Genomic DNA, 22,397 nt, shown 5'->3' on the forward strand with positions numbered 1-22,397 from the left:
GGCGTGGTCGGTTACCTGCTTGACGCGATCGGTCCTGGGCCTGGCGTGGGGTTCTCGACAGAATGGCAGAGGTTCGAAACCGGAGAGAGAAAAGGGATTTCGACTGATGTCGCAAGTTGTGCGGGACCTAGAGGGCAAGGTCGCTCTGATCATCGGCGGCACTCGCAATCAGGGTGCGGAATTCGCCAAGAACATCGCCGGGCGCGGTGCCACCACGATCGTCACCTATCAGGGGGACGAGCAGGCCGCCAAGGCAACGCTCGCGACGCTCGAGACGCTCGGCGCGACGGTGGAGGCGGTCCGCTCCGACGCCACCTCGGCCGCGGAGGTCGACGCACTGTTCACGGATGTCGTCGCGCGCCACGGCAAGCTGGATATCGTCGTGCACGTGCCGGGGCGGGTCATCAAGAAGCCGATCGCGGATACCACCGACGACGACTTCGATCAGCTGATCGTGCGCAATACCCGGACCGCGTTCAATACGCTGCGCGCCACGGCCCGGCACATTGCCGACAATGGCCGCTATGTCGTGTTGTCCACCACGCTCACCTCGATCATGACCGGCACCTACGGGCTGTATTCGGGATCGAAGGCGGCCGTCGAGCGAATGGTGGTCGCCGCGGCCAAGGAGTTGGGTGAGCGCGGTATCACGGTCAATGCCGTCGCGCCCGGTCCGGTCGACGACGACTTCTTCCGGGGCGCGGAGACGCCCGAATCCATTGCGGCCGCGGCACTGCACAATCCGCACGGGCGTCTCGGGCTCCCCGCCGACACCGCACCGTTGGTCGGGTGGCTGGTCAGCGCCGAGGCGGGTTGGGTCTCCGGACAGACGATCCGCGCCAACGGCGCGATGTTCTGAGCACGCCCGCGCCAACCGTGGACACCGGCCGGGTGCGGTCGAATCGCACCCGGCTGCCATGGGCCACCGCGACCTGCTGACGTTTGCCGGGGCGCGGATGTGGAGCGGTCGTCGATTCCGGGCCGGGTGCGCGCTGGTGGCTGTCGCCCGTCCCGGGACCTCCGAACACAGTGCCGCGCGGAAGGATTCGATCCGTCTCCGAGTTCCGCTCGACCCCCCGAGCGGCCCGGTGCGACGGTCGCTGGATAGCGGACGGTCAGTGCGCCGTGGACAACAGGCGGGCTCGCTGACGGGCTTCGTCCTCGGCGCAGGTGGTGGTCAGGGCGCGGCGGCGGTTGGTGCGGACCGCCGCGCTGAAAAGCTGGTATTCGGCCGAGGGGACGCAGACCTCGCGATAGGGATGTCGGTGACCGACCCGGCGCTGCGGGCCCGGAATGACCACGCCGCGACGGGGATCGGGGCCGCCCTCCTGTAAGCGCACCCACTTCTGCATGGTGCGGGAATCGATACTGGGCAGGTATTCCACCGCACGATCCCATTCCAGGCCCTCCACCTGCATCGGATCGGCGACCGCGGTGACGACAACGGCGTATGCCGTACCGACGGAGTTGTCCGCCATTGGATCTACCCCCTGTCCATGCTCGAGATCTCTGGCGTTGCGCGGGGAATGTTCAGGATACGTCGAAAGATCTTGCACTACTGAGTCTTTCGCTGTACCCACAGGTAGTTTGCGGGTACTCCGCAGTCCTCGATAGACCGAATCGGCCAGGTGTCGGCGGAATTCCGGCATTGTGGCTCGGGTTGCTCCGCGGGTGCGGTAGTGGCACGAATCACCCCGCGCTCACGCCCCGGAATAGCCCCGCCACACCCTATGTTCAAGTGGTTGCCATATCCACCAAAAATGGCAGCGACCCGAGGAGGACCCGTGCAGTTCGGAATTTTCAGCGTCGGTGACGTGACGATGGACCCCACCACCGGCCGCACCCCGACCGAGGCCGAGCGCATCCAGGCGATGGTCCGCATCGCCCTCAAGGCTGAAGAGGTCGGCCTCGACGTGTTCGCCACCGGCGAGCACCACAACCCGCCGTTCGTGCCGTCCTCGCCGACCACCATGCTCGGCTACATCGCGGCGCGGACCGAGAAGCTCGTGCTGTCCACCTCCACCACCCTCATCACCACCAACGACCCGGTGAAGATCGCCGAGGACTTCGCCATGCTGCAGCACCTGGCCGGCGGCCGGGTGGACCTCATGATGGGCCGCGGCAACACCGGACCCGTCTACCCGTGGTTCGGCAAGGACATTCGCGACGGCATCCCGCTGGCGGTGGAGAACTACCACCTGCTGCGCCGGCTGTGGCGCGAACAGCGCGTGGACTGGGAGGGCAAGTTCCGCACCCCGCTGCAGGGCTTCACCGCCACCCCCGCCCCGCTCGACGGCACCCCGCCGTTCGTGTGGCACGGCTCCATCCGCTCGCCCGAAATCGCCGAGCAGGCCGCCTATTACGGTGACGGCTTCTTCCACAACAACATCTTCTGGGACCAGCAGCACACCCGGCAGATGGTGAACCTGTACCGCCGCCGCTTCGAGCACTACGGGCACGGCGCCGCCGAACAGGCCATCGTCGGACTCGGCGGCCAGGTCTTCATGGCCGAGACCGAGGCCGAGGCCAAGCGGATCTTCCGCCCCTACTTCGACAACGCGCCCGTGTACGGGCACGGCCCGTCGATGGAGGACTTCACCGAACTGACCCCGCTCACCGTCGGCACCCCCGAACAGGTCATCGAACGCACCCTGGGCTTTGCCGACAATGTCGGCGACTACCAGCGGCAGCTGTTCCTCATGGACCACGCCGGCCTCCCGCTGGACATGGTCCTCGACCAGCTCGAGATCCTCGGCAAGGAGGTCGTCCCGGTGCTGCGCAAGGAATTCGAGGCGCGCCGCGCCGCCGGAGTGCCCAGCGATCCGCCCACCCACGCGTCCCTGGTCGCCGCTGGCCCCGATGCCCCGCACCACCTGGTCGAGCCCGCCCGCGCGCGCGTGCTCGCCGAAAAGAACTGAGGACGAGCATGAGTCGCAAACTCGTAGTGCTGACCGCCGGGCTCTCCCAGCCCTCCTCCACCCGGCTGCTCGCCGACCAGCTCGCCGCCGCGGTCGCCGCGGCGGTGGGCGGGCGCGGAGAGAACCTCGAGGTCGAGGTCATCGAACTGCGGGAACTGGCAGGCGATCTCGCCACCACCATGACCACCGGCGGGCTGCCCACGCCCGCGGTGGTCGCGGCCCGGCAGCAGGTCTCCGACGCCGACGGCATCATCGCGGTGACACCGGTGTTCACGGCGAGCTACAGCGGCCTGTTCAAGATGTTCATCGACGTCCTCGACACCGATGCGCTCAATGGCATGCCGGTCCTGATCGCCGCCACCGCTGGCACCGCCCGGCATTCGCTGGTGCTCGATCACGCCATGCGTCCGCTATTCACCTACCTGCGGTCCGTGGTGGTACCGACCGGCGTCTTCGCCGCCACCGAGGACTTCGGCTCCACCGGACTGACCGAGCGCATCCACCGCGCGGCCGCCGAATTGGCCCGGCTCGTCGTCGCCGAACCCGCCGGCGTACAAGGCTTTCTGCAGAACGAGCCGGTCCGTGGCCGCAGCTCCGGCAATGGCGTCGGCGCGGTGCGCCCGTTCAGTGAGCTGCTGGCCGGGCACACCGGAGACGGGCGGTAGTCAATCGGTCGCTGGGTAGCATGAGCGCATGGCCGAGGAAATACTGCCCGCCATCCCGCTCGAATCGTGGCGGCCCACCAAGGAAACCCTGCACCGCTACGCCCAGATCATCGGCAAGGTGGCGCTGGCCAAGGGCATCAGACGCAACCACTGGTGGCACCTGACCTACCGGCTGACCGCCCGCGGCTGGACCACCGTCGCGCTCGGCACCGTCACCGAGGGCCCGGTCTTCACCTGCTCCTTCGACTTCTTCGACCACGTGCTGCGGATCTGCAACGACCGCGGCACGGAGGAGGAGGTCCCGCTCGCGGGCCAGTCGGTGGCGAGCTTCTACCGTGAGGCCACGAACGCGCTGCGCAACCTCGGCGTCGAGGTGGTCCTGGCCCACCCCACCCCCTTCGACCTGCCCGACCACGGCCGGCCCTTCGACGAGGACGAAGAACACCGCACCTACGATCCGGCCGCCGCTCAGCGTGCGTTCCATGTACACAGCCAGGTCGGGCGCATCCTGGAAGAATTCAGCGCCACCTACTCCGGCAAGATCAGTCCGGTCCAGCTGTTCTGGCACACCTTCGACCTGTCCGTGCAGCGCTTCTCCGACCGCAAGGTCCCGATGCCCGACAGCGTGGATCCGGTCACCCGCGAGGCGTATTCCAGGGAGGTGATCAGCGCCGGATTCTGGTTCGGCGACGCCAAGACCCCCGCCCCGACCTTCTACTCCTACACCGCTCCCGAGCCCGCCGGACTCAGCGATCGGCCGCTCCGACCGGCCGAGGCCCGCTGGGTGGTCTCCGGGTCCGGCCACAACGCCTACCTGCCCTATGACGACGTCCGCGCCAGCGCCGACCCCGTCGGCACCGCCCTGGATTTCTTCCAATCCCAATACGAGGCCGGATCGAGTCTCGCGGGCTGGGATGCGGTCGGTCTGGCCTGCAACAATGGCATCACCGACCCTGTGCTCACCTCGCCACGGCTAGGTTGGCCGGAATAACTCGGTGCCTCGAATCGTCTCTCCGACATAGTGTGTTGAAGAGGGAGATGCGGAGGGCTCACCATGGGGAGAGGGCCCGTGAGACTTTCGCATGTGGAGAAAAGGGGTCCAGATGCGTGAGCAACGCATACCGAATCCGACGTTGACCGCGTATCGGGAAACCACCTTCACCGCCGGGCCGAGTACCCGTGTCGGCCTGATGGGCGCGCTGGTCCTGGGCAGCGTCATCCTGGTCTGGGCAGCCGAGCGGGCCTCCCGTGAGGGCAATGACCACGGCTGGTTCGTGGCGGTGTCCTTCGCCGGGCTGTTCGTGGCCCGCGGGCTGTACCTGCGCCGGCCCATCACCCTGCCGCACCTCACCTACGCGGCGCTGACCCTGGTGGTCTCGAACTTCAGCTATCGCACCGACCACGCGGTGGTCGGCTTCGTCTTCCTGGCGGCCAGCGGCGCCATCCTGGTGCTGCCGCAGGGCAGCAAGCCGCAGCCCGAGCAGCTGCCCCGGGTGGCCGAACTGGTGCGGCGCAGCCAGGGGGATCCGCTGGCGCCCTTCGCGCTGCACTCGTCCAAGACCTACTTCTTCAACGAGAGCGGCTCCGCCGCCATCGCCTACCGGGCCCGGCTCGGCATGGCGGTGGTCTCCGGCGACCCCATCGGTGACCCCGGCCGGTTCCCCGAATTGCTCACCGAATTCTCGCTTTTCGTGGGCAGCCACGGCTGGCGCATCGCGGTGCTGGGCGCCAGCCCGGAGGTCACCGAGATATGGCAGCGGCGGGCGGTGGACCACCGTGGGCTGCACGCCATCGCCGTCGGCCGGGACGTGGTCGTCGACGTCGACCGCTTCGACATGGTCGGCCGCAAGTACCGCAACCTGCGGCAGGCGGTGAGCCGCACCAGGAACTTCGGCGTCACCACCGAGATCCTGCCCGAGGTCGCACTCACCGAACCCCAGCGCGAGACGCTGCTGTCCATCGTCGACGAGTGGGGAAGCGGGCGGCAGACCCGCGGCTTCTCCATGATCCTCGACCACCTGCTCGACGGCCGGCACCCCGGCATGCTGGTGGTGATCGCCCGCGGCGCGGACGGCCAGGTGGTGGGATTCCAGCGCTACGGCGCCTCCGGCAACGGTCAGGACCTCAGCCTGGACGTGCCGTGGCGGCGGCGCGACGCACCCAACGGCCTCGACGAGCGCATGATCGTGGACCTGGTGGAGTACGCGCGCGAACACGGGATCAAGCGAATCTCGCTGGCCTTCGCGGCGTTTCCGGAGATCTTCGCCGACAAGCACCGGTCGCGGACCATGCAGACGGTGTATTTCGCGGTGCGGCTGGGCGATCCGCTCATCCGGCTGGAATCGCTGTACCGGTTCCTGCGCAAGTTCAACGCCTTCGGCGATCAGCGCTACGTCCTGATCCGCTGGCGCGAGGTCCTGATCGCGGCGCTGGCGCTGCTCACCTTGGAGTTCGTCCCGCACCGCAAGCAGTATTAGCCGACGCTCGGACGGTTCTCACCGCAGGAAGTCGACCAGGGCCGCGGCAAAGGCGGGGTTGGCGACGGCGGCGAGGTGATCGCCGGGGACCACCACACAGGTGGCGTTGGGCAGGGCGGCGGCGAGACGTTCGGGTTCGGCCGCGAACGGATCGTTGTCGCCCGCCAGCACCAGGGTGGGAATGGTGATGCCGGACAGGGATTCGATCGGGGCCTCGCCCAATCCGGCGGCGAGCACCGCGATGGCCTCGAGGTCTGCGCCCAGCGCGTCGGCCAGGATGCGGAACATGCGAGCCCGGGGAACCGCACCGGAGCCGTCACCGGACATGGCGGTCGTGATGTCCGCGGCATTGATGACGCGCCAATCGATTCCGCCGCAGTCCACCACGCCGCTGCCGATACCGCCGATGGCCAGCCGCTCCACCCGCTTGTCGGCGCCCGCCACCAGCAGCGAGACGATCGCACCCATCGAATAGCCCGCCACCGCGACGCGATCCAGCCCGAGTTCGTCGAACAATGCGCGCATGTCGTCGGCCATGGCCTGCCACGAGTAGCGGGCCGGGTCGTGCGGCTTCTCGGAGCGGCCGTGGCCGCGCGCGTCCAGCGAGATGACGTGATGGCCCGCCCGCTGCAGCGCCGAGACCACACCCACACTCATCCAATTGGCATTGGTGTCGGCCACGATTCCGTGCTGCAACACCACCGGAACGCCCTCGCCCTCCCACACGCGGTAGTTGAGTTCCAAGCCGTCCCAGGTGGTGAATTTCGCCATGGCCGCGATGCTATCGGTGCGATTCGGTCATGCGACAGCCTTCGCGCCGATTGCTCACCGTCCTAGCCCATCCGCGCCATGATCGCGCGCGGCAGCAGCGGCATCACCAATCCCAGTACCCGCCAGGGCCATTCGGGCACGGACGCGCGCACCGCCTCCCGCTCGATGGCGGCCACCATGGAATTCACGCCCTTGTCCAGCGGCACAACCAGTTTCGCGTCCCCGGCCTTGGCGGCCATGTCGGTGGCGATGAATCCCGGCTGCACCGTGGTCACCCGGATCGGGGTCCCGCGCAGCTCGATGGCCAGACCCTCGCCCAGCGCCGTCACGCCCGCCTTGCTGGCCGCGTACGCCGCCTTCTTGCCCGGCAGCCCGCGCACCGCGCTCATGGACGAGATGAGCACCAGGTGCCCGGCCCGCTGCTCGCGGAAGATGCCCATGGCTGCCTCGGCCTGGGCCAGCGCGCTCACGAAGTTCGTGGTGGCGGTGGCGAGATTGGCGTCGGCGCGGCCGGTGCCGATGCGCGCGCCCTTGCCGATCCCGGCGTTGACGATGATCCGGTCCAGCCCGCCGAGCTCGGCGCGCAGCTCGTCGAAGACCTTCGGGACGGCCGCGTGATCGTCGACGTCCAGCGCGCGCATCGCGACAGTGATCCCCGGGTGCGCGGCCAGCAGCTCGTCGCGCAGCTGCTCGAGGTTCGAGACCCGTCGCGCGCACAGCGCCAGATCCCGTCCCCGACGCGCGAATTCGCGGGCCATGCCCGCGCCCAATCCGGAGCTGGCGCCGGTGATGAGAATCTTCCGCCTGGTCATGCGGCCACCCTAGCCGTGGGATGCGTTCGGAAGGGGTCTCGGGCAAGCCCCCGAGACCCCTTCCGAACCGTGGTCACCCGAACGAGCCCGTATCGGGCCGCGCGGGCTGTAGATGCCAGGCCCCGCAGTTCTCGGTCGAGAACCCCACATCGGTCGCCTTGATCTCCACCGTGATCGGCTTCGTCCGGGTGGAGTCGCTGGCGATGATGTAGTAGTTCGGGTCCGGGTAATCGCCCGGCTGCTGGACCTTCCACAGCCGCCGCCAGAAGCACGCGCCGGCGCCCGGATCCGGCGTCCCGTCGCCGATATACGTGCCCGGCTTGATATCCACATTGACCAAATACGTCCCGTCCACCGTGATATCGGTGGCCGGTTCGGCGGCCGCAATTCCGGTTGCGGCCATTGTCAGCGCGGAAGCGAATGCTCCCGCGGCCGCGAGCGCGCTTGCACGCACGGTGTTCCTCCCTGAGCAGCTCACTGCACCGCACGGTTCCCGGCGTGCGGTGTCGGGAGAGATCCCCGCATCTCCAGGGGAGGGTCTATCAGAAATCGCGGTCTGGTTGCGGGAAAACGGGAGGTTTCGGTGAATTCACAAACTCGAGCGATGCTCTTTCGGCTCCCGCGACGATATTCAAGCATGGGAAGTCTTCGCCCGGTCAGCACCGGATGCGCCGTCCACTGCGCTCGGCTGTGCACCGATGCGGGCCTGGCGGCCGTCCTGGCCGCCGACCGCGGCCTGCTGCACTGGCGGGCCATCAGCCGCCTCGGCGACCAGGGCCTCGCCGAACACGCCGTGCAGGAGACCCTGCTGCGGGCTTGGCGCGCCTGCGCCAGCTATGACCCTGATCGGGGCAGTGTGCGCACCTGGCTGCTCACCATCGAACGCAATGTGCTCATCGATACCGCCCGCTTCCGGGCCGCCCGCCCCGGCGACACCAGCTGGGACGAGATCGGGGCGCAGGCCGAGAACCGCTTCGCTCGCCCCGACTTCACCGAGGCGCTGGCCGACGGGCTGCTGGTCGCCGACCTGCTGGCCCAGCTGCCGCCGCCGCAGCGCGACGCGGTCGTGCAGGTGATCCTGCGTGATCGCGCCTACCAGGATGTGGCCGCCGACCTGGGCATACCGGTCGGCACCGTCAAGACCCGGGTGCACTACGCCCTGCGCTCGCTGCGCCGATTGCCGATCAGCGCGTGACCCGACGCCGGAGGAGGTAGTTTCCCTGCGGCCGTAGGTATGTCGCGGACATGTGAACCCACCGACCCCCTCCGCACGTCGAACAAGCAGCGGCCGATCCACATCGGCTCGGCCCCGAGCGAGGAGTTACCGATGACCGACACCACCCCTGCTCCCGACGGATTCCGCATGGACCGCCGGACCGCCCTGGCCACCACCGCCGTCGCCGCGACCGCGCTCACCGTGGCCGGTTGCAGCGGCACCTCCGACAAATCGGCCTCGGCCGCACCCAATCCGGCCCCCGCCAAGAAACAGGGCAACGTCCTGGCCAATACCAGCGACGTTCCGGTCGGCGGCGGCATCATCAGCGGTGACACCGTGATCACCCAGCCCGTCGCCGGCACCTTCGACGGGTTCTCGTCCACCTGTACCCACCTGGGCTGCAAGGTGAATGCCGTCGAGGGCGGCCTGATCAAGTGCCCGTGCCACGGCAGCACATTCAACCTGGACGGCACGGTCGCCGGCGGTCCCGCACCGCGCGCGCTGGACTCCAGGGCCATCCGCGTCGACGGGGATCAGATCGTCTCGGCCTGACCGCACCCGTCATCCAGCTCGACGCCGGGGAGAGTGTCGAGCCGCCCCGAGTTCGGCTCGGGGCGTATAGCGCCGCCCGCTCTCAGAACCGACCTGACCGCCCCCGCACGCCACGATGTGCGGGGGCGGGTTCCGTGTGGGCGCGTCGCCCGGGCAGGGCTGCCGAGTGCGGGATAGTGGGCGCAGTGATCTTTGCCCATTGCGGCCGGTGGTGCCCGGATGATGATTTTCGGACGTCTGACCACTGGTAACGGTTCCATCACGAAGCTTGCCATAGAGTAACTGATGTTGCCAGAGTGAACAGCTGGGTCTGGTGTTACTAGTGGGAAGGGAGGGGCGCTCCGCCCCGAGCGCCGTCCGCTTATGAAGCCAAGCATCACTAAGGCCGGAATCTGCACCGTCGTCGCCGCGGCGGCCATCACCACCGTGGCCGGGATCGTCCCGGTCGCCGCCCTGGCCGCACCCGCGCTGCCGGAGCTGCCCCAGAAGCTCGCCGGGAAGACCATCTTCCTGGACCCCGGCCATCAGGGCCCCAATCACGCTCAGGATGAGAACAAGCAGGTCAGCAATGGTCGCGGTGGCACCAAGGCGTGCGAAACCACCGGCATGACCAGCCTGCACGGCATTGCCGAGCACACCATCAACTGGAATGTCGCGCAGCTGGTGCGCACCTCGCTCGAGGGCCTGGGCGCGCACGTGGTCATGAGTCGCCCCGACGACATCGGCTGGGGTGGCTGCATCGACGATCGGGCCAAGGCCGCCAATGCCTCCGGCGCCGATATCGCGCTCAGCATCCACGCCGACAGCGGTCCCGCCGACGGGCGCGGCTTCCACCTCATCGTGCCGGCGCTGCCCGTCGCCGACGCCAAGGTCAACGAGGTGCAGTCCGGCGAGGGGCTGACCGCCAGCAAGGCCATGCGAGATGCCTATCTGCAGAGCGGGTATCAGGCCGCCACCTACAACGGGGCGGTCGACGGACTTCAGACCCGCTCCGACATCGCCGGGCCCGCGCTGACCACGGTGCCGGAAGTGTTCCTCGAAATGGGCAATGGCGCCAATGCCGAGGACGCGCAGCAGCTGGAAACCCCCGAGGGGCAGCTCAAGCACGCCGTCACCATCACCACCGGGATCGCGTCCTACCTGCTCGGCGTGCCGGTGCCCGCCGACACCGGGCAGGCGTCCGAGCCGGGAACGCAACCGGGACAGCAGGTTCCGGCGCAGCCCGCCCATACGCCCCAGGCTGCCCCGGCGCAGCCTTCGCAGGCCCCCGCCTCCGCGCAGACGCCGCAAGCCGCAGTCCCGCAGGTCCCGCGGACGGTGGTTCCGGCGCAGGCGCCCCGGACCACCGTTCCGGCTGCTCCGGCGCAACCGGGGCAGGCTCAGCCGGGACAGACACAACCGGGACAGGCTCAACCGGGACAGGCTCAGCCAGGACAGACACAACCGGGACAGGCTCAGCCGGGGCAGACCCAGCCGCCCGCGCCGACGGCTCCCGCTCCGGCGCAACGCAATCCGGCTCCGGCGCAGCAGCCGGGCAACGCGGTGCCCGGCTTCGAGGTCGGCCCGCAGTTCTTCCAGCAGCTCGCCGAACAGCTCCTGAACTCCTGGGGACAGTCGCAGACGCCGGGGCAGCCGGGTACCCAGCCACAGACCGCACCCCAGGCGGGAACGCAGCCGCAGGCGGTACAGCCCGCGCAGACCAACCCCGCCGCCCAGCCGATCGCGGATCAGCGTGCGCCGCAATGGCAATCGCCGGGCACCCCGGGCGGTCAGGGGACTCCGGCCACGCCGGATCGCCTGGGCACGCAGTCGATTCTGGGCCCGCAGGCCCCTGCGACCGACCAGAACTCCAAGTCCAACGGTCTGAACGTGAACTCCGTGAGCACGCTGATGCAGATGGCCGTGAAGTTCCTCGGCCCGCTGGCCAATATGCTCACGGGCGACTCCGGTCTCGCTTCCGGCCTGGTCAACCTGGCCTACACCGTGGTGTCGGTGCTGGGCAGCACGCTGCTGAGCGCGGCCACCAAGTAGCGCGGCCACCATGTAGTTCGAACCGCCCCACCGCGGGTCGCCCCGCTCCGAATCCTCCGGAGCGGGGCGACCTTCGTCTACCTCGGCCCCATCCGAACCGTTCGGCATCTGCTGTCCCGTTTCGGGCGAAATGCCGACATGAGGCAAACATTCCGCGATCCGAACGCGCGCGGGCTGATTCGCCGTCACCCGCCTGGAACGGGAATCGCGGTGACCCATCCGGCCGGATACCCCGCCGCCCTGGTGGCCGATTTGCGCACCGCCCTCGACGGTGTCGCCTGACCCGGGCCACCCTGGTGGCCGAGCCGATCGCCGCCGCGTCCTGGCCCCCCGCTGAACGCGGGCCGCTCACACCGGGTTGGCTCTGGTCTACGACCTCGGCGGGTCCGGGCCGGATGTCACGCTGCTGCGGGTGGGCATGGGTGCGCCGAGCCGGTGGTGGCCTCCGATCCGGAGCGCACCATCGCCGATGGCGCTGCGATCGCGGCCCGGCAGGCGCTGATCGCCCAGGGTTCGGGGAGCCGCCGGCATCATTCGCTGACCGGTCTGTTCCGGCGTGTCACCAGGGTGGTAGCGCTCTGAAGTGATCATTTGTCCTGCTACTCGCCGGTTCGCCGCGGCACCGCGTGCTAATCGCCGCTAACTCGTGCAAGCATCTTGCGAACGGGCTGTTGACGCCTCTCCTGTTTGGTGTAACTATGGGGTACACATAACGCGACTGACTGGAGAGGTGACGACGATGTCTCCGACCACGACCCCCGTTGACGACCCCGTGGTTGCCGAAGCTCAGGAGTACGCCAACAAGCTGCTGCTGCTCTCGGAAGGGTCGGTGAACAAGCACTTCGACCCCTACGAGGACATCGACTGGGACAACCCCGACTTCGACGCCAACGCCCGCCCCGAGCGCTGGATCCTGCCGGAGTCCGCGGACCCCCTCGGCCGCCACGACTGGTACCAGTCGCTCCCGGTGGAGCAGCAGATCGAGGTCGGCAAGTACCGGCAGGCCAATATCGCCAAGGTCGGCCTGCAGTTCGAGTCCATCCTGATCAGCGGCATGGTGAACCACACCTTCTCGCTGCCCAACGGTGATGCGGAGTTCCGCTACTGCACCCACGAGATGGCCGAGGAACTCAACCACACCCTGATGTTCCAGGAGATGGTGAACCGCATCGGCACGGACGTCCCGGGCATGGGCCCGCTCGTCCGGCAGCTGCGCCTGTTCGGCGTGCCGGTCGCGATCGCGTTCCCCAACCTCTTCTTCATGGCCGTGCTCGCCGGCGAGGAGCCGATCGACCACATCCAGAAGCAGATCCTGCGCTCGGGCGAGGAGGTGCACCCGATCATGCGCGGCGTCATGAGCATTCACGTCGCCGAGGAGGCGCGTCACATCTCCTTCGCGCACGAGTTCCTCAAGCACCATGTGCCGGAGCAGAACGCGGTCAACCGTTTCATCCTCTCGATCGCCATGCCGATCGTCATGTTCATCCTGGGCCGCTCCATCGCGACCCCGCCGAAGAAGTTCTTCCAGGAGTTCGACATTCCGGAGCAGGTGCGCAAGGAACTGTTCTACGGTTCCGAGGAGGCCAAGCAGGTCTTCAGCGACTACTTCATCGACGTGCGCGCGCTGGCTCACGAGATCGGCCTGATGAACCCGATCTCCAAGCGGGTCTGGAAGCTGCTCGGCGTCGACGGCCCCGCCTCCCGCTACCGCTCGGAGCCGATCCGCTCCGGCAAGGCCGCGTAGGGCAGGGGACGTACAGTGCCGTACGTTGTCACCCAATCCTGTTGCAGCGACGCGTCCTGCGTCTACGCCTGCCCGGTCAACTGCATCCATCCGACCCCGGATGAGCCGGACTTCCTGACCGCGGAAATGCTCTACGTCGACCCGCAGGCCTGCGTGGACTGCGGGGCGTGCGCCACCGCGTGTCCGGTGGACGCCATCACGTCGTCGAAGAAGCTGACTTCCGAGCAGCTGCCGTTCATCGAGATCAATGCCGACTTCTACCGGCAGGAGCGGCCGCGGCCGCTGCTGGCGCAGCCGATTCCGGCCGCGGAGGTCAAGCCCGGGCGGGAGCCACTGCGGGTGGCGGTCATCGGCTCCGGGCCCTCGGCCATGTACGCGGCCGACGAACTGCTCACGCAGCCCGGCGTTTCCGTGACAGTGTTCGACAAGGTGACCACGCCCTACGGCCTGGCCCGCTTCGGTGTTGCGCCCGATCACACCAAGACCCGCAAGGTCGGGGACCTCTTCGACGTGATCTCGGCGCAGCCGGGCTTCGGGTCCTATCTGAATGTGAATGTGGGACAGCATGTCTCGCACGAGGAACTGCTGGCGCACCACCACGCGGTGATCTACGCGGTCGGCGCGTCCTCGGACCGTAAGCTCGGGATTCCGGGGGAGGGGCTGCCGGGCAGCACCTCCGCCACCGACTTCGTGGCCTGGTACAACGGGCACCCGGATCAGGCGGGCCGGTTTTTCGACCTGTCGCACCGGCGCGCGGTGATCGTGGGCAACGGTAATGTGGCGCTGGACGTCGCGCGGATTCTCACCGCTGATCCGGAGCTGCTGGTCGGCACCGATGTCTCGCAGCGGGCGTTGAATGCCCTGCGGCGCAGCAATATCGAGGAGGTCGTGATCCTCGGGCGGCGCGGTCCGGCCGAATCCGCCTTCACTGTGCCGGAATTCGTTGGCCTGCTGGGCGCGGACGTCGACATCGTGGTCGAGGGCGAGATTCCCGAGATCGTCGAGGGCATGTCGCAGAAGGTCGAGCACAAGCTGAAGCTGTTGCGCGGCTTGGCCGATCGGCCGGTCGGCGGGCGCAAGCGCATCGTGTTCCGGTACCTGTCGGCGCCCACCGCCATCGCGGGCATGGACCGGGTGACCGGGGTCGAGGTGGTGCGCAACGAGCTCGTCGCCGGTGATGACGGTGCGGTGCACGCGGTGGCGACCGGCGATGTCGGGGCCCTCGAGGCCGGGCTGGTGCTCACCTCGGTGGGCTACCGGGGCGTGGCGCTGCCGGGCGTGCCGTTCGACGAGCGGGCCGGGGTCATCCCGAATCTGGACGGCCGGGTGCTCGAGGAGTCCGGCGGCTCCGTGGTGCCCGGCGCGTATGTCACCGGCTGGATCAAGCGCGGTCCGACCGGATTCATCGGCACCAACAAGTCGTGTGCGCAGCAGACGGTGCGTCAGCTGGTGGACGACTTCAATGCCGGCCGCCTGGCCCGACCCGCTTGTAGCGCAGGCGATTTCGATCGACTGGTCGGTGAGCGTCAGCCGCACGCCGTCCGTGGCGGCGCGGTCAACCGCCCCCGCCGCAAGCTTTCCCTGATGGTGCGCCGCTGACCCACCCCTGTCAGCGCCGCCCATGAAGGCCGCCGCCCGCCAACCCCCGACGCGTCCGGCGGCCTTCGCCGCTTCGCCCCCTTCTGCAGCCGATCTTCCTCTATCTCGGACGGCTTCTCGTGTCGTAGATGATGACTTTTTGTGCTGGGCAACGTATCCGGTCGTGCTTCGGTTGCGAATCTTCGGGGGCCGTCCGGATGCACTGTACCGATGGTGTTGTGCGAGTTGTAATGCCGTGTTTGCTCGCGGCGACATCTGCGGGAGTAGAGAAGATTTCATCGCGAATCACGGAAGATGAAGCGGCTCATATGGGGTAATCCGGGGCAGCTACCGACCAGTGATCGGTAATTCACACCCCTGTTATGACGTCGCGGTTTTATTTTTCGGACACTCCTCGCCTACCGGTTGGTATGAATCATCTGTTCGCTGAATTGTAGCCATTGGGAAAGACTGTTCGGTTGCTTTTATTGTGCGGTCGGATTCGATCTTGCTTGTAATATTGCCTGACCAGTAGATTCGCCATCTTCGCTACTGGACGCGAAATCTTTTCTCCCGATTCGAGATTCGAGTACCGCAAACGCCAGCTAACCTGAACGCGCTGTTTGGAAAACGACCGCGACCACATGGTTGGTATGCCCGTGGGCCGTGGTCTCGGTGCGTTGACGGGATGGCAATGACAGTTGGCTTTGGCATGAGCATCGGCACAGTGAACTCCGTCTGGGCGGCCACGGCCGGTGATCGGCACCGGCCCGCGGTGCGCGTTCGCCGGACCGCCGTCACCTTCGACAGCGCCGGCGGACCGCAGATCGGGGGCATTCCCCGGTTCGCCCCGGTGGTCACCGACTTCGCCGATCTCACGACCGAGCCGGACCCGATGGTCATCGGCGGTCGTATCTGGTCCCCGGCAGACCTGGTGGCGGCCGTGGTGAACGGGCTCATCGAGACCAACGCCCCCGAGGCCCCCGCCGTAACCACCTATCCCGCTTGCTATTCGGACAAACACGTCACGCGATTGCGGCGGGCGCTGGACTGGTCCGGCGCCGCCGACGTCACGCTCATGCCCGAGCCGGTGGCGGCCGTGGAATGGCTCGACGAGGAATACGGCATCTCCGAATCCGGGCTCACCCTGGTCTACGACCTCGGCGGGAACGCCCTGGACATAGCGGTCGTACGCACCGAGTCCGATCGCGATGAACGCGGCATCCTCGGGCGGGCCGAACGCTCGAAGGACTACGGCGGACGCCCGCTGGGCGCCCTGCTGGCCCGCTACGCACGCAGCATCGCGCCCGGCTCGACGCAGCCCGTCTCGGCCGTGGTGCCTGCCGCCGACACGAATCGCCTGCGCAGCTGGCACATTCGCAATTCGCTGCGGTTGGTGCGCTCGGTCGTGCACGGAGCCGGGCTGCACATGGAGGAGATCGACCGGGTCCTGCTGATCGGCGGCGCGGCCCGCCCCGCCGAGGTGTCCCGCGTGCTGTCGGATCTGGGCCGCCCGGTCGTCATGTCGCCCGATCCGGCCAACACTGCGGCGGTGGGTGCGTCCATCGCGGCCTTTCACAGCGTGGACACCGGCTCCGCCATCGCCCGATACGCCCCCCGTGCCGCCGTAATCTCCGGGGCCGCAGTGGCTTCCGCGCTCGCGATGTCCGCCGCCACCGTGCTCGGCGGGCCCGTCGCCGGACCGCCCGGACTTCAGGCTGCGCCCGAACCCACCGAACCGTCCTCCGGTACCGCGGCCCTCGGCACCCACGATGTCGTCGTCCTCGACGATGTCGCCGCGCTGCCCGGCACCGGCTCCCACGCCATCGCCACCGTGGCAGCCGTCCGCGGATACTCCCCGCTGGCCCCGACCGTCACCCCCACCTGGGTCAACGGCCACCCCGTCGACTCCACCGGCGGCGGCACCCACTGCGAAACCCGCACTATCACAGGCACGGTCGGCACCTACGGCAACCCGGCGCAGTTCACCAACCCCCTCCCGTTCCCGAACCCCGCCCCCGTCGGCTGGACCGTCGGCGCCTTCTCCGGCCAGGTCCCCAAGGTCGGTGCCCCCGGCACCCTCGAAGGCGGAACGCTCTCCGGCGCAACGCAACCCGGCACGGGGCAGCCCGGCAGCGTTCAGCCTGGTACCGGTCAATTCGGCGCGGGCCAGCCTGGCAGTGGCCAGCCCGGCTCGGGTCAACCGGGCACCGGTCAACCTGGCAGCGACCAGCCCGGCGCAGGCCATCCCGGCAGCACAACTCCCGGAAGTACTTCGGGCGGAACCCAACCCGGCACCCCGGGGGGAACACCGGGCGACGGAACCGCGGGCGGTTCGAACCCCGGCGGTTCCACGCCGGGCACTTCGACCGGCGGAACCAACACCGGCGGCAATCCCGGTACCTCGACCCCCGACAGTGGCACCCCCGCAGGCGGTGGCGGCAGCACTCCCGGCGGCGCAACCGGCGACCCGGCAGGAGCGAACACGGGCGGCTCTCCGGGTGGGTTCAATCCCGGTGGCTCGAACCACGGTGGCTCGGCACCTGGCGGAACCGGTGCGGGCGCAACCCTTCCCGGCGGCTCGGCCCCCGGTGGCGGTTCCCCGGGCGGCTCGACTGGCGGCGGCACCCGTACCGGCGGCAACGCGTACGGCGGCGGCTCCACCAAGGGCGGCGGCGCGGGCAGGCCCGGCGGCTCCTCACCCGACGGCAGCCATGGCGGCATGGGCGGTGGAATGGGTGGCGGCGGCAAGGGCGGAGGTGGCGGCGGTGGCCACCACTGATCCCCTGCGGCACTGTGCATCCCGTCGGCCGGGGTCATCATCCGGCTGCAGCATCGATCCGGCGGGGTCCTGGCGGCGCTGAACTTCGGTGGGCGCCTGCATCATTCGGATGCCGGACCCATGGTGCGTTCGATTCGATGTGGGCGAGGGCTTTTCGGTAAATCCCCGTCGGGTGTGTTGTCCCGCACGCCGGTGGGGGTTGCGGGGGAGATCGGGCGGTTGCGTCCCGCCGTCGGCCTGCTCCCCGCGGTGACGTAGGTGGCCGGCGGGACTGACCAACCCGCCCCACCTCGTCCCCGGGGGCTCTGGCGAGCGGCAGCTCGCCCTCGTGGACCGGCGATGAGGAAGCAGCGGACCTGCAATGTCCCCGTCCCCATCGTCGAAAGTGACCGGCCCACCCAGCGCTTCGGTGCCCGCGCGGTGGTGGGCCAGTCGCGGGTCAGCGGGCGGTGAAGCCGCCGTCGATGGCGAGGGCCGCGCCCGTGATGAAGCTGGCCTCGTCACTGAGCAGGTAGGCGCAGAAGGCGGCGATTTCCCCGGGGCGGGCGATGCGGCCGAGGGGGTGCAGGGCGGCGATGGCGGCCTCGCCCTCCGGGGTGGCGCCCATGGAGGCGCGGAAGGCGGGGGTGTCGACCGCGCCGGAGACCAGTGCGTTGACGCGGATGGACCGCTCGGCCGCTTCCATGGCGACGGCTCGGGTCAGGCCCACCACACCGTGTTTGGCGGCGACATAGGGCGCGACCTGGGCCATGCCGACGACGCCGAGGTTGGAGGCATTGTTGAGGATCGCGCCGCCACCGCCGGCCGCCAGCGCCGGAACCTGGTGGCGCAGGCCGTAATAGACGGCCGTCAGGTTGAGTTCCAGATCCGCCCGCCACCCGGTCTCGTCGATGTCCTGCACCGGACCGAAGGCATTGACCGCGCCCGCATTGTTGAAAGCCGCGTCCAGGCGGCCGAATTCGGTGATCGCGGCCCCCGTCAGCCGTTCCACGTCGGCTTCGACGGTGACGTCGGTGGGCACGAACAGCGCGCGTCCGCCCGCAGCGCGGATCTCCTCCGTCATCCGGTCACCGGCGTCCTTGCCGCGTGCCCCGAGCACCACGGCCCCGCCTTCGGCGGCGATTCGCCGCGCGACGGCCGCACCGACCCCCGAGGTGGCGCCGGTGATCAGAACGACCTTGGATTCGAATCGTGCATCCGTCATGACTGCATTCCCCTTGCGGTAGAGCGGGTTTCGTTGACACGTCATAGTCAACGCTGCAAGGAAAGTGGCCGCTGGCGGAAAACGGCCGTCACACTTGATGTGTCATCCAGCCGGAATCAGGCGGGCGCGAGCAGATTCGGTAGCTCGTCGAGTCCGTCGACGACCGTCGCCCGCGCGGCGTCGGGCTGCTCGGCGGTCAGGTAACCCCAGGGCCCGCGCCGGATGAGCACCGGCATCATGCCCGCCGCCAGGACCGGCAGCACGTCATTGTCGACCCGATCTCCGACGTAGCAGATCTCGCCGGGCATGACCCCCGCCACCTCCGCGACCCGCGCGAAGAACTCGGGATCCGGCTTCTCCAGCGCCCATTCGGCCGAGGTGTACACCGCGTCCACCGGCAGCTCCATCCGCTCCAGTGCCGATTTCGCCTGCGGCGGTTGGTTTCCCGCGATGATCACGGTGATTCCGCGCGCCCGCAGCTCGCCGAGCGCCCGCCGCACATCGGGGTACAGGTCGTCGGCGTCGAAGTTGTTCCGCAGGCTCTCCGGTTCCTCGGCGGCCCACTCGATCTGCTCGGCCTCGATATCGATGCCCGGCCGCACCAGCTCGAAGGCGTCGGTGAGCGGTCGCCCGGTGGCCGCCATGCCGCCGATGACGCCCAGGAACGCGAAGCGCGGCACGCCGAGCCGATCGGCCCAGCGGCACCAGATGCGCGTCTCGTCGATCAGCGTCTCGCCCACATCGAATACCGCAGCCTTGATCATTCGCCCAGCGTATCGGGCGGTCGCTCAGCGCTGTGCATTGAGGAAGCCGATGACGGTCGCGCCCCACCAGCACAGCTGTGACACCAGTCCGGTGGCCGTGCCCCAGGCCAGCAGCCGTGGCGTGAGCGGGCTCTCGCCGCGGGCCTGCAGGCGGCGGTTGAGCGCGCACGCCTGAATCCCGTTGAGCGTCAGCACGAGTACCAGCGCCATTTTGGTGCGGGTCATGGTGGAGGCGAGATTCGGTTCGAGGACGCAGCCGCTGGCCACCAGTCCGGCCAGGCCCAGCCAGATCGGCACGTGCAGGCGGCCGACCGCCCGCAGGGTCTCGGCCAGGCCGAGACGTCCTGCGGCCCACCGCAAGACGAAGGAATCGGCCATGAGCACGCCGCCGAAGCCCACCACCAATGAGGCCAGGTGGATGAACAGCCCGCCGGTGTGCACGGCCGGGCTGGCGGTGACGTGGGCGGCGATCCAGACGGCGGCCGCGAGGGCGCCGGTGGCCAGCAGCGCGGCGGCGGACACGATTCGCCACGAATCGTGCGGGAGTGCCGCGGTCCCGGTGCGGTACCGCGCGTCACTGGTCTGGAGCATTGCCGAGCCTTCTAGTTAGTAAGGGAAGCCTAAACTACTAAGAAGGTGGGCCCGGTGGCAAGTCGGCAACCGGCCCGTGGCCGCCCGAGTCGAGGCACACTGGTGTGAGTTGTCGTGCGCGGGAGGGGAGAACCTGATGGACGCCAGGATTCGCGGGACCGTCATGCCGGTGCTCGAGGTTGCGCTGGATCCGGGCGACCGGCTCATCGCCGAGGCGGGCCAGCTCTCCTGGATGACCGATTCCATCCGCCTCAGCACCTCCACCCGCGGCGCCGCGGGCGGCGTCTTCGGCGCGGTCCGCCGCGCTATGGCGGGCGCCGGCCTCTTCATGACCGAGTACACCGCGCACCGCGATCCTGGCCGCGTCTCCTTCGCCGCCAAACTCCCCGGCCAGATCCTGCCGGTGCAGATCGGCAAGGGCCGCGAATACCTGGTGCACCGCCACGGATTCCTCTGCGCCGCAGGCGATGTCCGTGTGGCATTGAGTTTCCAGCGCCGCCTCGGCGCGGGCATCTTCGGCGGCACGGGCTTCACCCTGCAGCGGCTCAGCGGTGACGGCTACGCCTGGGTGGAACTCTCCGGAGAGGTGGTCCAATACGACCTGGCCCGAGGCGAAACCCTCCGGGTCCACCCCGGCCATGTCGGATTGTTCGACGCCTCGGTGAATTTCGACATCACCATGGTCAAAGGCATTCGCAATGTTCTCTTCGGCGGTGACGGGCTGTTCCTCGCCGCGCTCACCGGCCCCGGCCGAGTTTGGCTGCAGTCTCTGACCATCGCCAACCTCGCCCACTCGCTGATTCCCTACCTGCCGATCGCCGACCCCGCCGCCCAGTCGCGCTGACCAGGGCTTCCGGTCATCCGGGCGTAGCACCGGGTGACATGGATGCCGAAACCGTGGACCGCGGCTGGGCCGCCTGCAGCAGCAGGCGCAACAGACGGCACAGCTGATCGAAACGCTGGCGGGCAAGCTGCAGGCCGCTGCGGCGGCCGGGGACCAGAACGCCCGGGAGTGGCTGCTGGACCTCGAGGAAGCCACCCTCTCCGTCCGTCAGGAGGAGAACGAGACCGCGCAGCTGCTGCAGTCGGTGCACCAGCTCGTGGACAATCACGTCAGCCAGGCCGCACAGGCCGGATATCCGCAGCAGCAGCCCGGATACCCGCCGCCCGGCTACCCCGAACCGCAGTACCAGCAGCCGCAGTACCAGCAACCGGCCTATCCGGCCGCACAAGCGGCCTACCCCCAGGGTTACGCCGCACCGCAGAGCGGTGGCATGCTGCATCGCTTCCTGGGCAGTTCCTTCGGCAGCGCCATGGCCATGGGCGCCGGTTTCGGTCTCGGCGACGACCTCATCAACGACATCTTCCGCTGACCGGTGGGCCGGCCGGTTCGGTCAGGCCGAGAGTTCGAGGGGGAGGGCGGCGGTGGCGTACCGGTCCAGGGCCACTTCGGCCAGGAGCGGATGCGCGCCAAGGGTTTCGGCGTGCGGCAGTTGCGGCAGGGCGTCGTGCAGCCGGTCGGTGAGCAGGCCCGGGGCCAGGAACCAGGGCGCGACCAGGATTCGGTCCGCGCCGCGGGCCCGGAGCCGGGCGAACGCCTTCTGCACCGTGGGTTCGGTGGTGGCGAAGCAGATTTCGGTGTCCCAGCCGGTCATCGCGGTCAGCAGCCGTGCCACGTCGCCGGTGCGGGTATTGGCGGCCGCGGATGAGGAGCCCACGGCGGCAACGGCAACGCCCCAGCGTGGACCGGCGGGCCGGTTCACGCCGTGGGCGACGTCGGTCAAGGTCACGGGCGAGGTGTCCGCGGTCATGGCCTCGACGATGCGATCCCGCAGGGCGATGATCAGATGCGGATCGGGGCCGAGCACCTCGGCCTGGGTCAGTCGTAGCCGGGGATGCCGGGCGCGAGCGGCCTCCAGCATTCCGGGCAGGTCCACCCGGGCATGAAAGGCGCTGCCCAGCAGCAGTGGAACCACAACCGCATGCGAATGCCCGTCGGCCGCAACCGCATCCACGACCTGATCCACCGAGGGCGTGCTCAGATCCAGAAATGCCAGGCGCACATCGAGATCCGGCCGCTGGGCCGCGATCCGCGCGACCACGGCCCGCATGGTCGCGGCCGAGCGTGGATCCCGGCTGCCGTGCGCCACGGCGATGAGCGCGGGCGCGTCCTCGATCCGGAAGGGGCGGGCCGGGCCGCCGCGCACCGTGGACAGCGCCCCGGGCGCGCGGTCGGCGGACGCTCCGCCCGGCGGGACGGCCGGAACTGCACCGCTGCCGGGCGGATTCATC

At 68.9% G+C, this 22,397-nt stretch carries 24 protein-coding genes; 15 read left to right on the plus strand and 9 right to left on the minus strand.

Translation table 11 applies throughout. The features are described from left to right. Window positions 1-106 precede the first annotated feature (106 nt). The gene (locus ABZ909_RS26340) at window positions 107-859 is read left to right on the plus strand and encodes an SDR family oxidoreductase (protein WP_357004236.1); all 753 of its coding nucleotides are present in this window, start codon (window positions 107-109) and stop codon (window positions 857-859) included. A gap of 256 nt (window positions 860-1,115) precedes the next feature. Here ABZ909_RS26340 and ABZ909_RS26345 read toward each other — a convergent pair whose 3' ends face one another. Continuing rightward, the gene (locus tag ABZ909_RS26345; RefSeq protein ID WP_357004239.1) at window positions 1,116-1,478 is read right to left on the minus strand and encodes a hypothetical protein; all 363 of its coding nucleotides are present in this window, start codon (window positions 1,476-1,478) and stop codon (window positions 1,116-1,118) included. 306 nt (window positions 1,479-1,784) lie between these two features. Between ABZ909_RS26345 and ABZ909_RS26350 the strand changes: the two genes are divergently transcribed. The 4 genes from ABZ909_RS26350 (at window position 1,785) to ABZ909_RS26365 (ending at window position 6,060) form a co-directional block, all read left to right on the plus strand. Then, window positions 1,785-2,918: an LLM class flavin-dependent oxidoreductase gene (locus ABZ909_RS26350; RefSeq protein WP_357004242.1), complete on the plus strand. Its 1,134-nt coding sequence runs from the start codon at window positions 1,785-1,787 to the stop codon at window positions 2,916-2,918. A gap of 8 nt (window positions 2,919-2,926) precedes the next feature. Next, on the plus strand, window positions 2,927-3,583 hold the full coding sequence (locus ABZ909_RS26355) for an FMN reductase (RefSeq protein WP_357004244.1): 657 nt from the start codon (window positions 2,927-2,929) through the stop codon (window positions 3,581-3,583). A gap of 28 nt (window positions 3,584-3,611) precedes the next feature. Continuing rightward, a complete protein-coding gene (locus tag ABZ909_RS26360; protein WP_357004247.1) occupies window positions 3,612-4,574 on the plus strand; it encodes a DUF5996 family protein in 963 nt (320 codons plus the stop codon). A 112-nt stretch (window positions 4,575-4,686) separates the two neighbouring features. Then, window positions 4,687-6,060: a phosphatidylglycerol lysyltransferase domain-containing protein gene (locus ABZ909_RS26365; RefSeq protein WP_357004250.1), complete on the plus strand. Its 1,374-nt coding sequence runs from the start codon at window positions 4,687-4,689 to the stop codon at window positions 6,058-6,060. Between the two features lie 18 nt (window positions 6,061-6,078). Here the strand turns inward: ABZ909_RS26365 and ABZ909_RS26370 are convergent, their stop codons facing one another. The 3 genes from ABZ909_RS26370 to ABZ909_RS26380 form a co-directional block, all read right to left on the minus strand. Next, a complete protein-coding gene (locus ABZ909_RS26370; protein ID WP_357004253.1) occupies window positions 6,079-6,831 on the minus strand; it encodes an alpha/beta fold hydrolase in 753 nt (250 codons plus the stop codon). Between the two features lie 62 nt (window positions 6,832-6,893). Continuing rightward, window positions 6,894-7,643 (minus strand): SDR family oxidoreductase, encoded by a 750-nt coding sequence (locus ABZ909_RS26375; protein WP_357004256.1) that lies wholly within the window; start codon window positions 7,641-7,643, stop codon window positions 6,894-6,896. A gap of 73 nt (window positions 7,644-7,716) precedes the next feature. Then, window positions 7,717-8,097: a hypothetical protein gene (locus tag ABZ909_RS26380; RefSeq protein ID WP_357004259.1), complete on the minus strand. Its 381-nt coding sequence runs from the start codon at window positions 8,095-8,097 to the stop codon at window positions 7,717-7,719. Window positions 8,098-8,280: 183 nt separating this feature from the next. Here ABZ909_RS26380 and ABZ909_RS26385 point away from each other — a divergent pair, with 183 nt between their 5' ends. The 8 genes from ABZ909_RS26385 (at window position 8,281) to ABZ909_RS26420 (ending at window position 17,546) form a co-directional block, all read left to right on the plus strand. After that, window positions 8,281-8,838 (plus strand): sigma-70 family RNA polymerase sigma factor, encoded by a 558-nt coding sequence (locus ABZ909_RS26385; protein WP_357004261.1) that lies wholly within the window; start codon window positions 8,281-8,283, stop codon window positions 8,836-8,838. 132 nt (window positions 8,839-8,970) lie between these two features. Continuing rightward, the gene (locus ABZ909_RS26390; RefSeq protein WP_357004263.1) at window positions 8,971-9,411 is read left to right on the plus strand and encodes a Rieske (2Fe-2S) protein; all 441 of its coding nucleotides are present in this window, start codon (window positions 8,971-8,973) and stop codon (window positions 9,409-9,411) included. A gap of 363 nt (window positions 9,412-9,774) precedes the next feature. Next, window positions 9,775-11,442, plus strand: a complete 1,668-nt coding sequence (locus ABZ909_RS26395; protein ID WP_357004266.1) for an N-acetylmuramoyl-L-alanine amidase — start codon at window positions 9,775-9,777, stop codon at window positions 11,440-11,442. A 138-nt stretch (window positions 11,443-11,580) separates the two neighbouring features. Beyond that, on the plus strand, window positions 11,581-11,724 hold the full coding sequence (locus ABZ909_RS26400; protein WP_357004269.1) for a hypothetical protein: 144 nt from the start codon (window positions 11,581-11,583) through the stop codon (window positions 11,722-11,724). Between the two features lie 153 nt (window positions 11,725-11,877). Further along, window positions 11,878-12,024 carry a hypothetical protein gene (locus ABZ909_RS26405; protein ID WP_357004271.1) on the plus strand — a complete coding sequence of 49 codons (147 nt, stop codon included), beginning with the start codon at window positions 11,878-11,880 and terminating at the stop codon, window positions 12,022-12,024. Between the two features lie 157 nt (window positions 12,025-12,181). Beyond that, window positions 12,182-13,186 carry a diiron oxygenase gene (locus tag ABZ909_RS26410; protein ID WP_357004273.1) on the plus strand — a complete coding sequence of 335 codons (1,005 nt, stop codon included), beginning with the start codon at window positions 12,182-12,184 and terminating at the stop codon, window positions 13,184-13,186. Between the two features lie 15 nt (window positions 13,187-13,201). Then, a complete protein-coding gene (locus tag ABZ909_RS26415; protein WP_357004275.1) occupies window positions 13,202-14,785 on the plus strand; it encodes an FAD-dependent oxidoreductase in 1,584 nt (527 codons plus the stop codon). A gap of 691 nt (window positions 14,786-15,476) precedes the next feature. Next, on the plus strand, window positions 15,477-17,546 hold the full coding sequence (locus ABZ909_RS26420) for a hypothetical protein (protein WP_357004279.1): 2,070 nt from the start codon (window positions 15,477-15,479) through the stop codon (window positions 17,544-17,546). A gap of 439 nt (window positions 17,547-17,985) precedes the next feature. Here the strand turns inward: ABZ909_RS26420 and ABZ909_RS26425 are convergent, their stop codons facing one another. The 3 genes from ABZ909_RS26425 to ABZ909_RS26435 all read right to left on the minus strand — a co-directional run bounded on the left by ABZ909_RS26425 (window position 17,986) and on the right by ABZ909_RS26435 (window position 20,105). After that, entirely contained in the window at window positions 17,986-18,750 is a 765-nt protein-coding gene (locus ABZ909_RS26425) for a glucose 1-dehydrogenase (protein ID WP_357004281.1), read from the minus strand. Between the two features lie 116 nt (window positions 18,751-18,866). Continuing rightward, window positions 18,867-19,514 carry an HAD family hydrolase gene (locus tag ABZ909_RS26430; RefSeq protein ID WP_357004282.1) on the minus strand — a complete coding sequence of 216 codons (648 nt, stop codon included), beginning with the start codon at window positions 19,512-19,514 and terminating at the stop codon, window positions 18,867-18,869. 24 nt (window positions 19,515-19,538) lie between these two features. Continuing rightward, window positions 19,539-20,105 carry a hypothetical protein gene (locus tag ABZ909_RS26435; protein ID WP_357004284.1) on the minus strand — a complete coding sequence of 189 codons (567 nt, stop codon included), beginning with the start codon at window positions 20,103-20,105 and terminating at the stop codon, window positions 19,539-19,541. Window positions 20,106-20,241: 136 nt separating this feature from the next. On the opposite strand from ABZ909_RS26435, the gene ABZ909_RS26440 reads away from it, so the two are divergent. Beyond that, window positions 20,242-20,949, plus strand: coding sequence for a TIGR00266 family protein (locus ABZ909_RS26440; RefSeq protein WP_357004287.1), 708 nt, complete (start codon window positions 20,242-20,244; stop codon window positions 20,947-20,949). Window positions 20,950-20,962: 13 nt separating this feature from the next. Here ABZ909_RS26440 and ABZ909_RS26445 read toward each other — a convergent pair whose 3' ends face one another. Then, the gene (locus ABZ909_RS26445) at window positions 20,963-21,217 is read right to left on the minus strand and encodes a hypothetical protein (protein ID WP_357004290.1); all 255 of its coding nucleotides are present in this window, start codon (window positions 21,215-21,217) and stop codon (window positions 20,963-20,965) included. Here ABZ909_RS26445 and ABZ909_RS26450 point away from each other — a divergent pair. Continuing rightward, entirely contained in the window at window positions 21,206-21,478 is a 273-nt protein-coding gene (locus ABZ909_RS26450; RefSeq protein ID WP_357004293.1) for a hypothetical protein, read from the plus strand. The genes ABZ909_RS26445 and ABZ909_RS26450 overlap by 12 nt on opposite strands. A gap of 21 nt (window positions 21,479-21,499) precedes the next feature. On the opposite strand, the gene ABZ909_RS26455 is transcribed toward ABZ909_RS26450, so the two are convergent. Further along, window positions 21,500-22,396, minus strand: a complete 897-nt coding sequence (locus tag ABZ909_RS26455) for a CbiX/SirB N-terminal domain-containing protein (RefSeq protein ID WP_357004296.1) — start codon at window positions 22,394-22,396, stop codon at window positions 21,500-21,502. Window position 22,397 lies beyond the last annotated feature (1 nt).

The sequence above is a fragment of the Nocardia sp. NPDC046763 genome (assembly GCF_040645495.1).
Taxonomy (GTDB): domain Bacteria; phylum Actinomycetota; class Actinomycetes; order Mycobacteriales; family Mycobacteriaceae; genus Nocardia.

Coding starts and splice junctions, on each gene's coding strand:
- ABZ909_RS26345 (WP_357004239.1), bottom strand. CDS start 1,478: ATGGCGGACAACTCCGTCGGTACGGCATACGCCGTTGTCGTCACCGCG.
- ABZ909_RS26360 (WP_357004247.1), top strand. CDS start 3,612: ATGGCCGAGGAAATACTGCCCGCCATCCCGCTCGAATCGTGGCGGCCC.
- ABZ909_RS26455 (WP_357004296.1), bottom strand. CDS start 22,396: ATGAATCCGCCCGGCAGCGGTGCAGTTCCGGCCGTCCCGCCGGGCGGA.
- ABZ909_RS26355 (WP_357004244.1), top strand. CDS start 2,927: ATGAGTCGCAAACTCGTAGTGCTGACCGCCGGGCTCTCCCAGCCCTCC.
- ABZ909_RS26430 (WP_357004282.1), bottom strand. CDS start 19,514: ATGATCAAGGCTGCGGTATTCGATGTGGGCGAGACGCTGATCGACGAG.
- ABZ909_RS26365 (WP_357004250.1), top strand. CDS start 4,687: ATGCGTGAGCAACGCATACCGAATCCGACGTTGACCGCGTATCGGGAA.
- ABZ909_RS26385 (WP_357004261.1), top strand. CDS start 8,281: ATGGGAAGTCTTCGCCCGGTCAGCACCGGATGCGCCGTCCACTGCGCT.
- ABZ909_RS26340 (WP_357004236.1), top strand. CDS start 107: ATGTCGCAAGTTGTGCGGGACCTAGAGGGCAAGGTCGCTCTGATCATC.
- ABZ909_RS26425 (WP_357004281.1), bottom strand. CDS start 18,750: ATGACGGATGCACGATTCGAATCCAAGGTCGTTCTGATCACCGGCGCC.
- ABZ909_RS26370 (WP_357004253.1), bottom strand. CDS start 6,831: ATGGCGAAATTCACCACCTGGGACGGCTTGGAACTCAACTACCGCGTG.
- ABZ909_RS26395 (WP_357004266.1), top strand. CDS start 9,775: ATGAAGCCAAGCATCACTAAGGCCGGAATCTGCACCGTCGTCGCCGCG.
- ABZ909_RS26420 (WP_357004279.1), top strand. CDS start 15,477: ATGAGCATCGGCACAGTGAACTCCGTCTGGGCGGCCACGGCCGGTGAT.
- ABZ909_RS26390 (WP_357004263.1), top strand. CDS start 8,971: ATGACCGACACCACCCCTGCTCCCGACGGATTCCGCATGGACCGCCGG.
- ABZ909_RS26400 (WP_357004269.1), top strand. CDS start 11,581: ATGAGGCAAACATTCCGCGATCCGAACGCGCGCGGGCTGATTCGCCGT.
- ABZ909_RS26435 (WP_357004284.1), bottom strand. CDS start 20,105: ATGCTCCAGACCAGTGACGCGCGGTACCGCACCGGGACCGCGGCACTC.
- ABZ909_RS26375 (WP_357004256.1), bottom strand. CDS start 7,643: ATGACCAGGCGGAAGATTCTCATCACCGGCGCCAGCTCCGGATTGGGC.
- ABZ909_RS26410 (WP_357004273.1), top strand. CDS start 12,182: ATGTCTCCGACCACGACCCCCGTTGACGACCCCGTGGTTGCCGAAGCT.
- ABZ909_RS26440 (WP_357004287.1), top strand. CDS start 20,242: ATGGACGCCAGGATTCGCGGGACCGTCATGCCGGTGCTCGAGGTTGCG.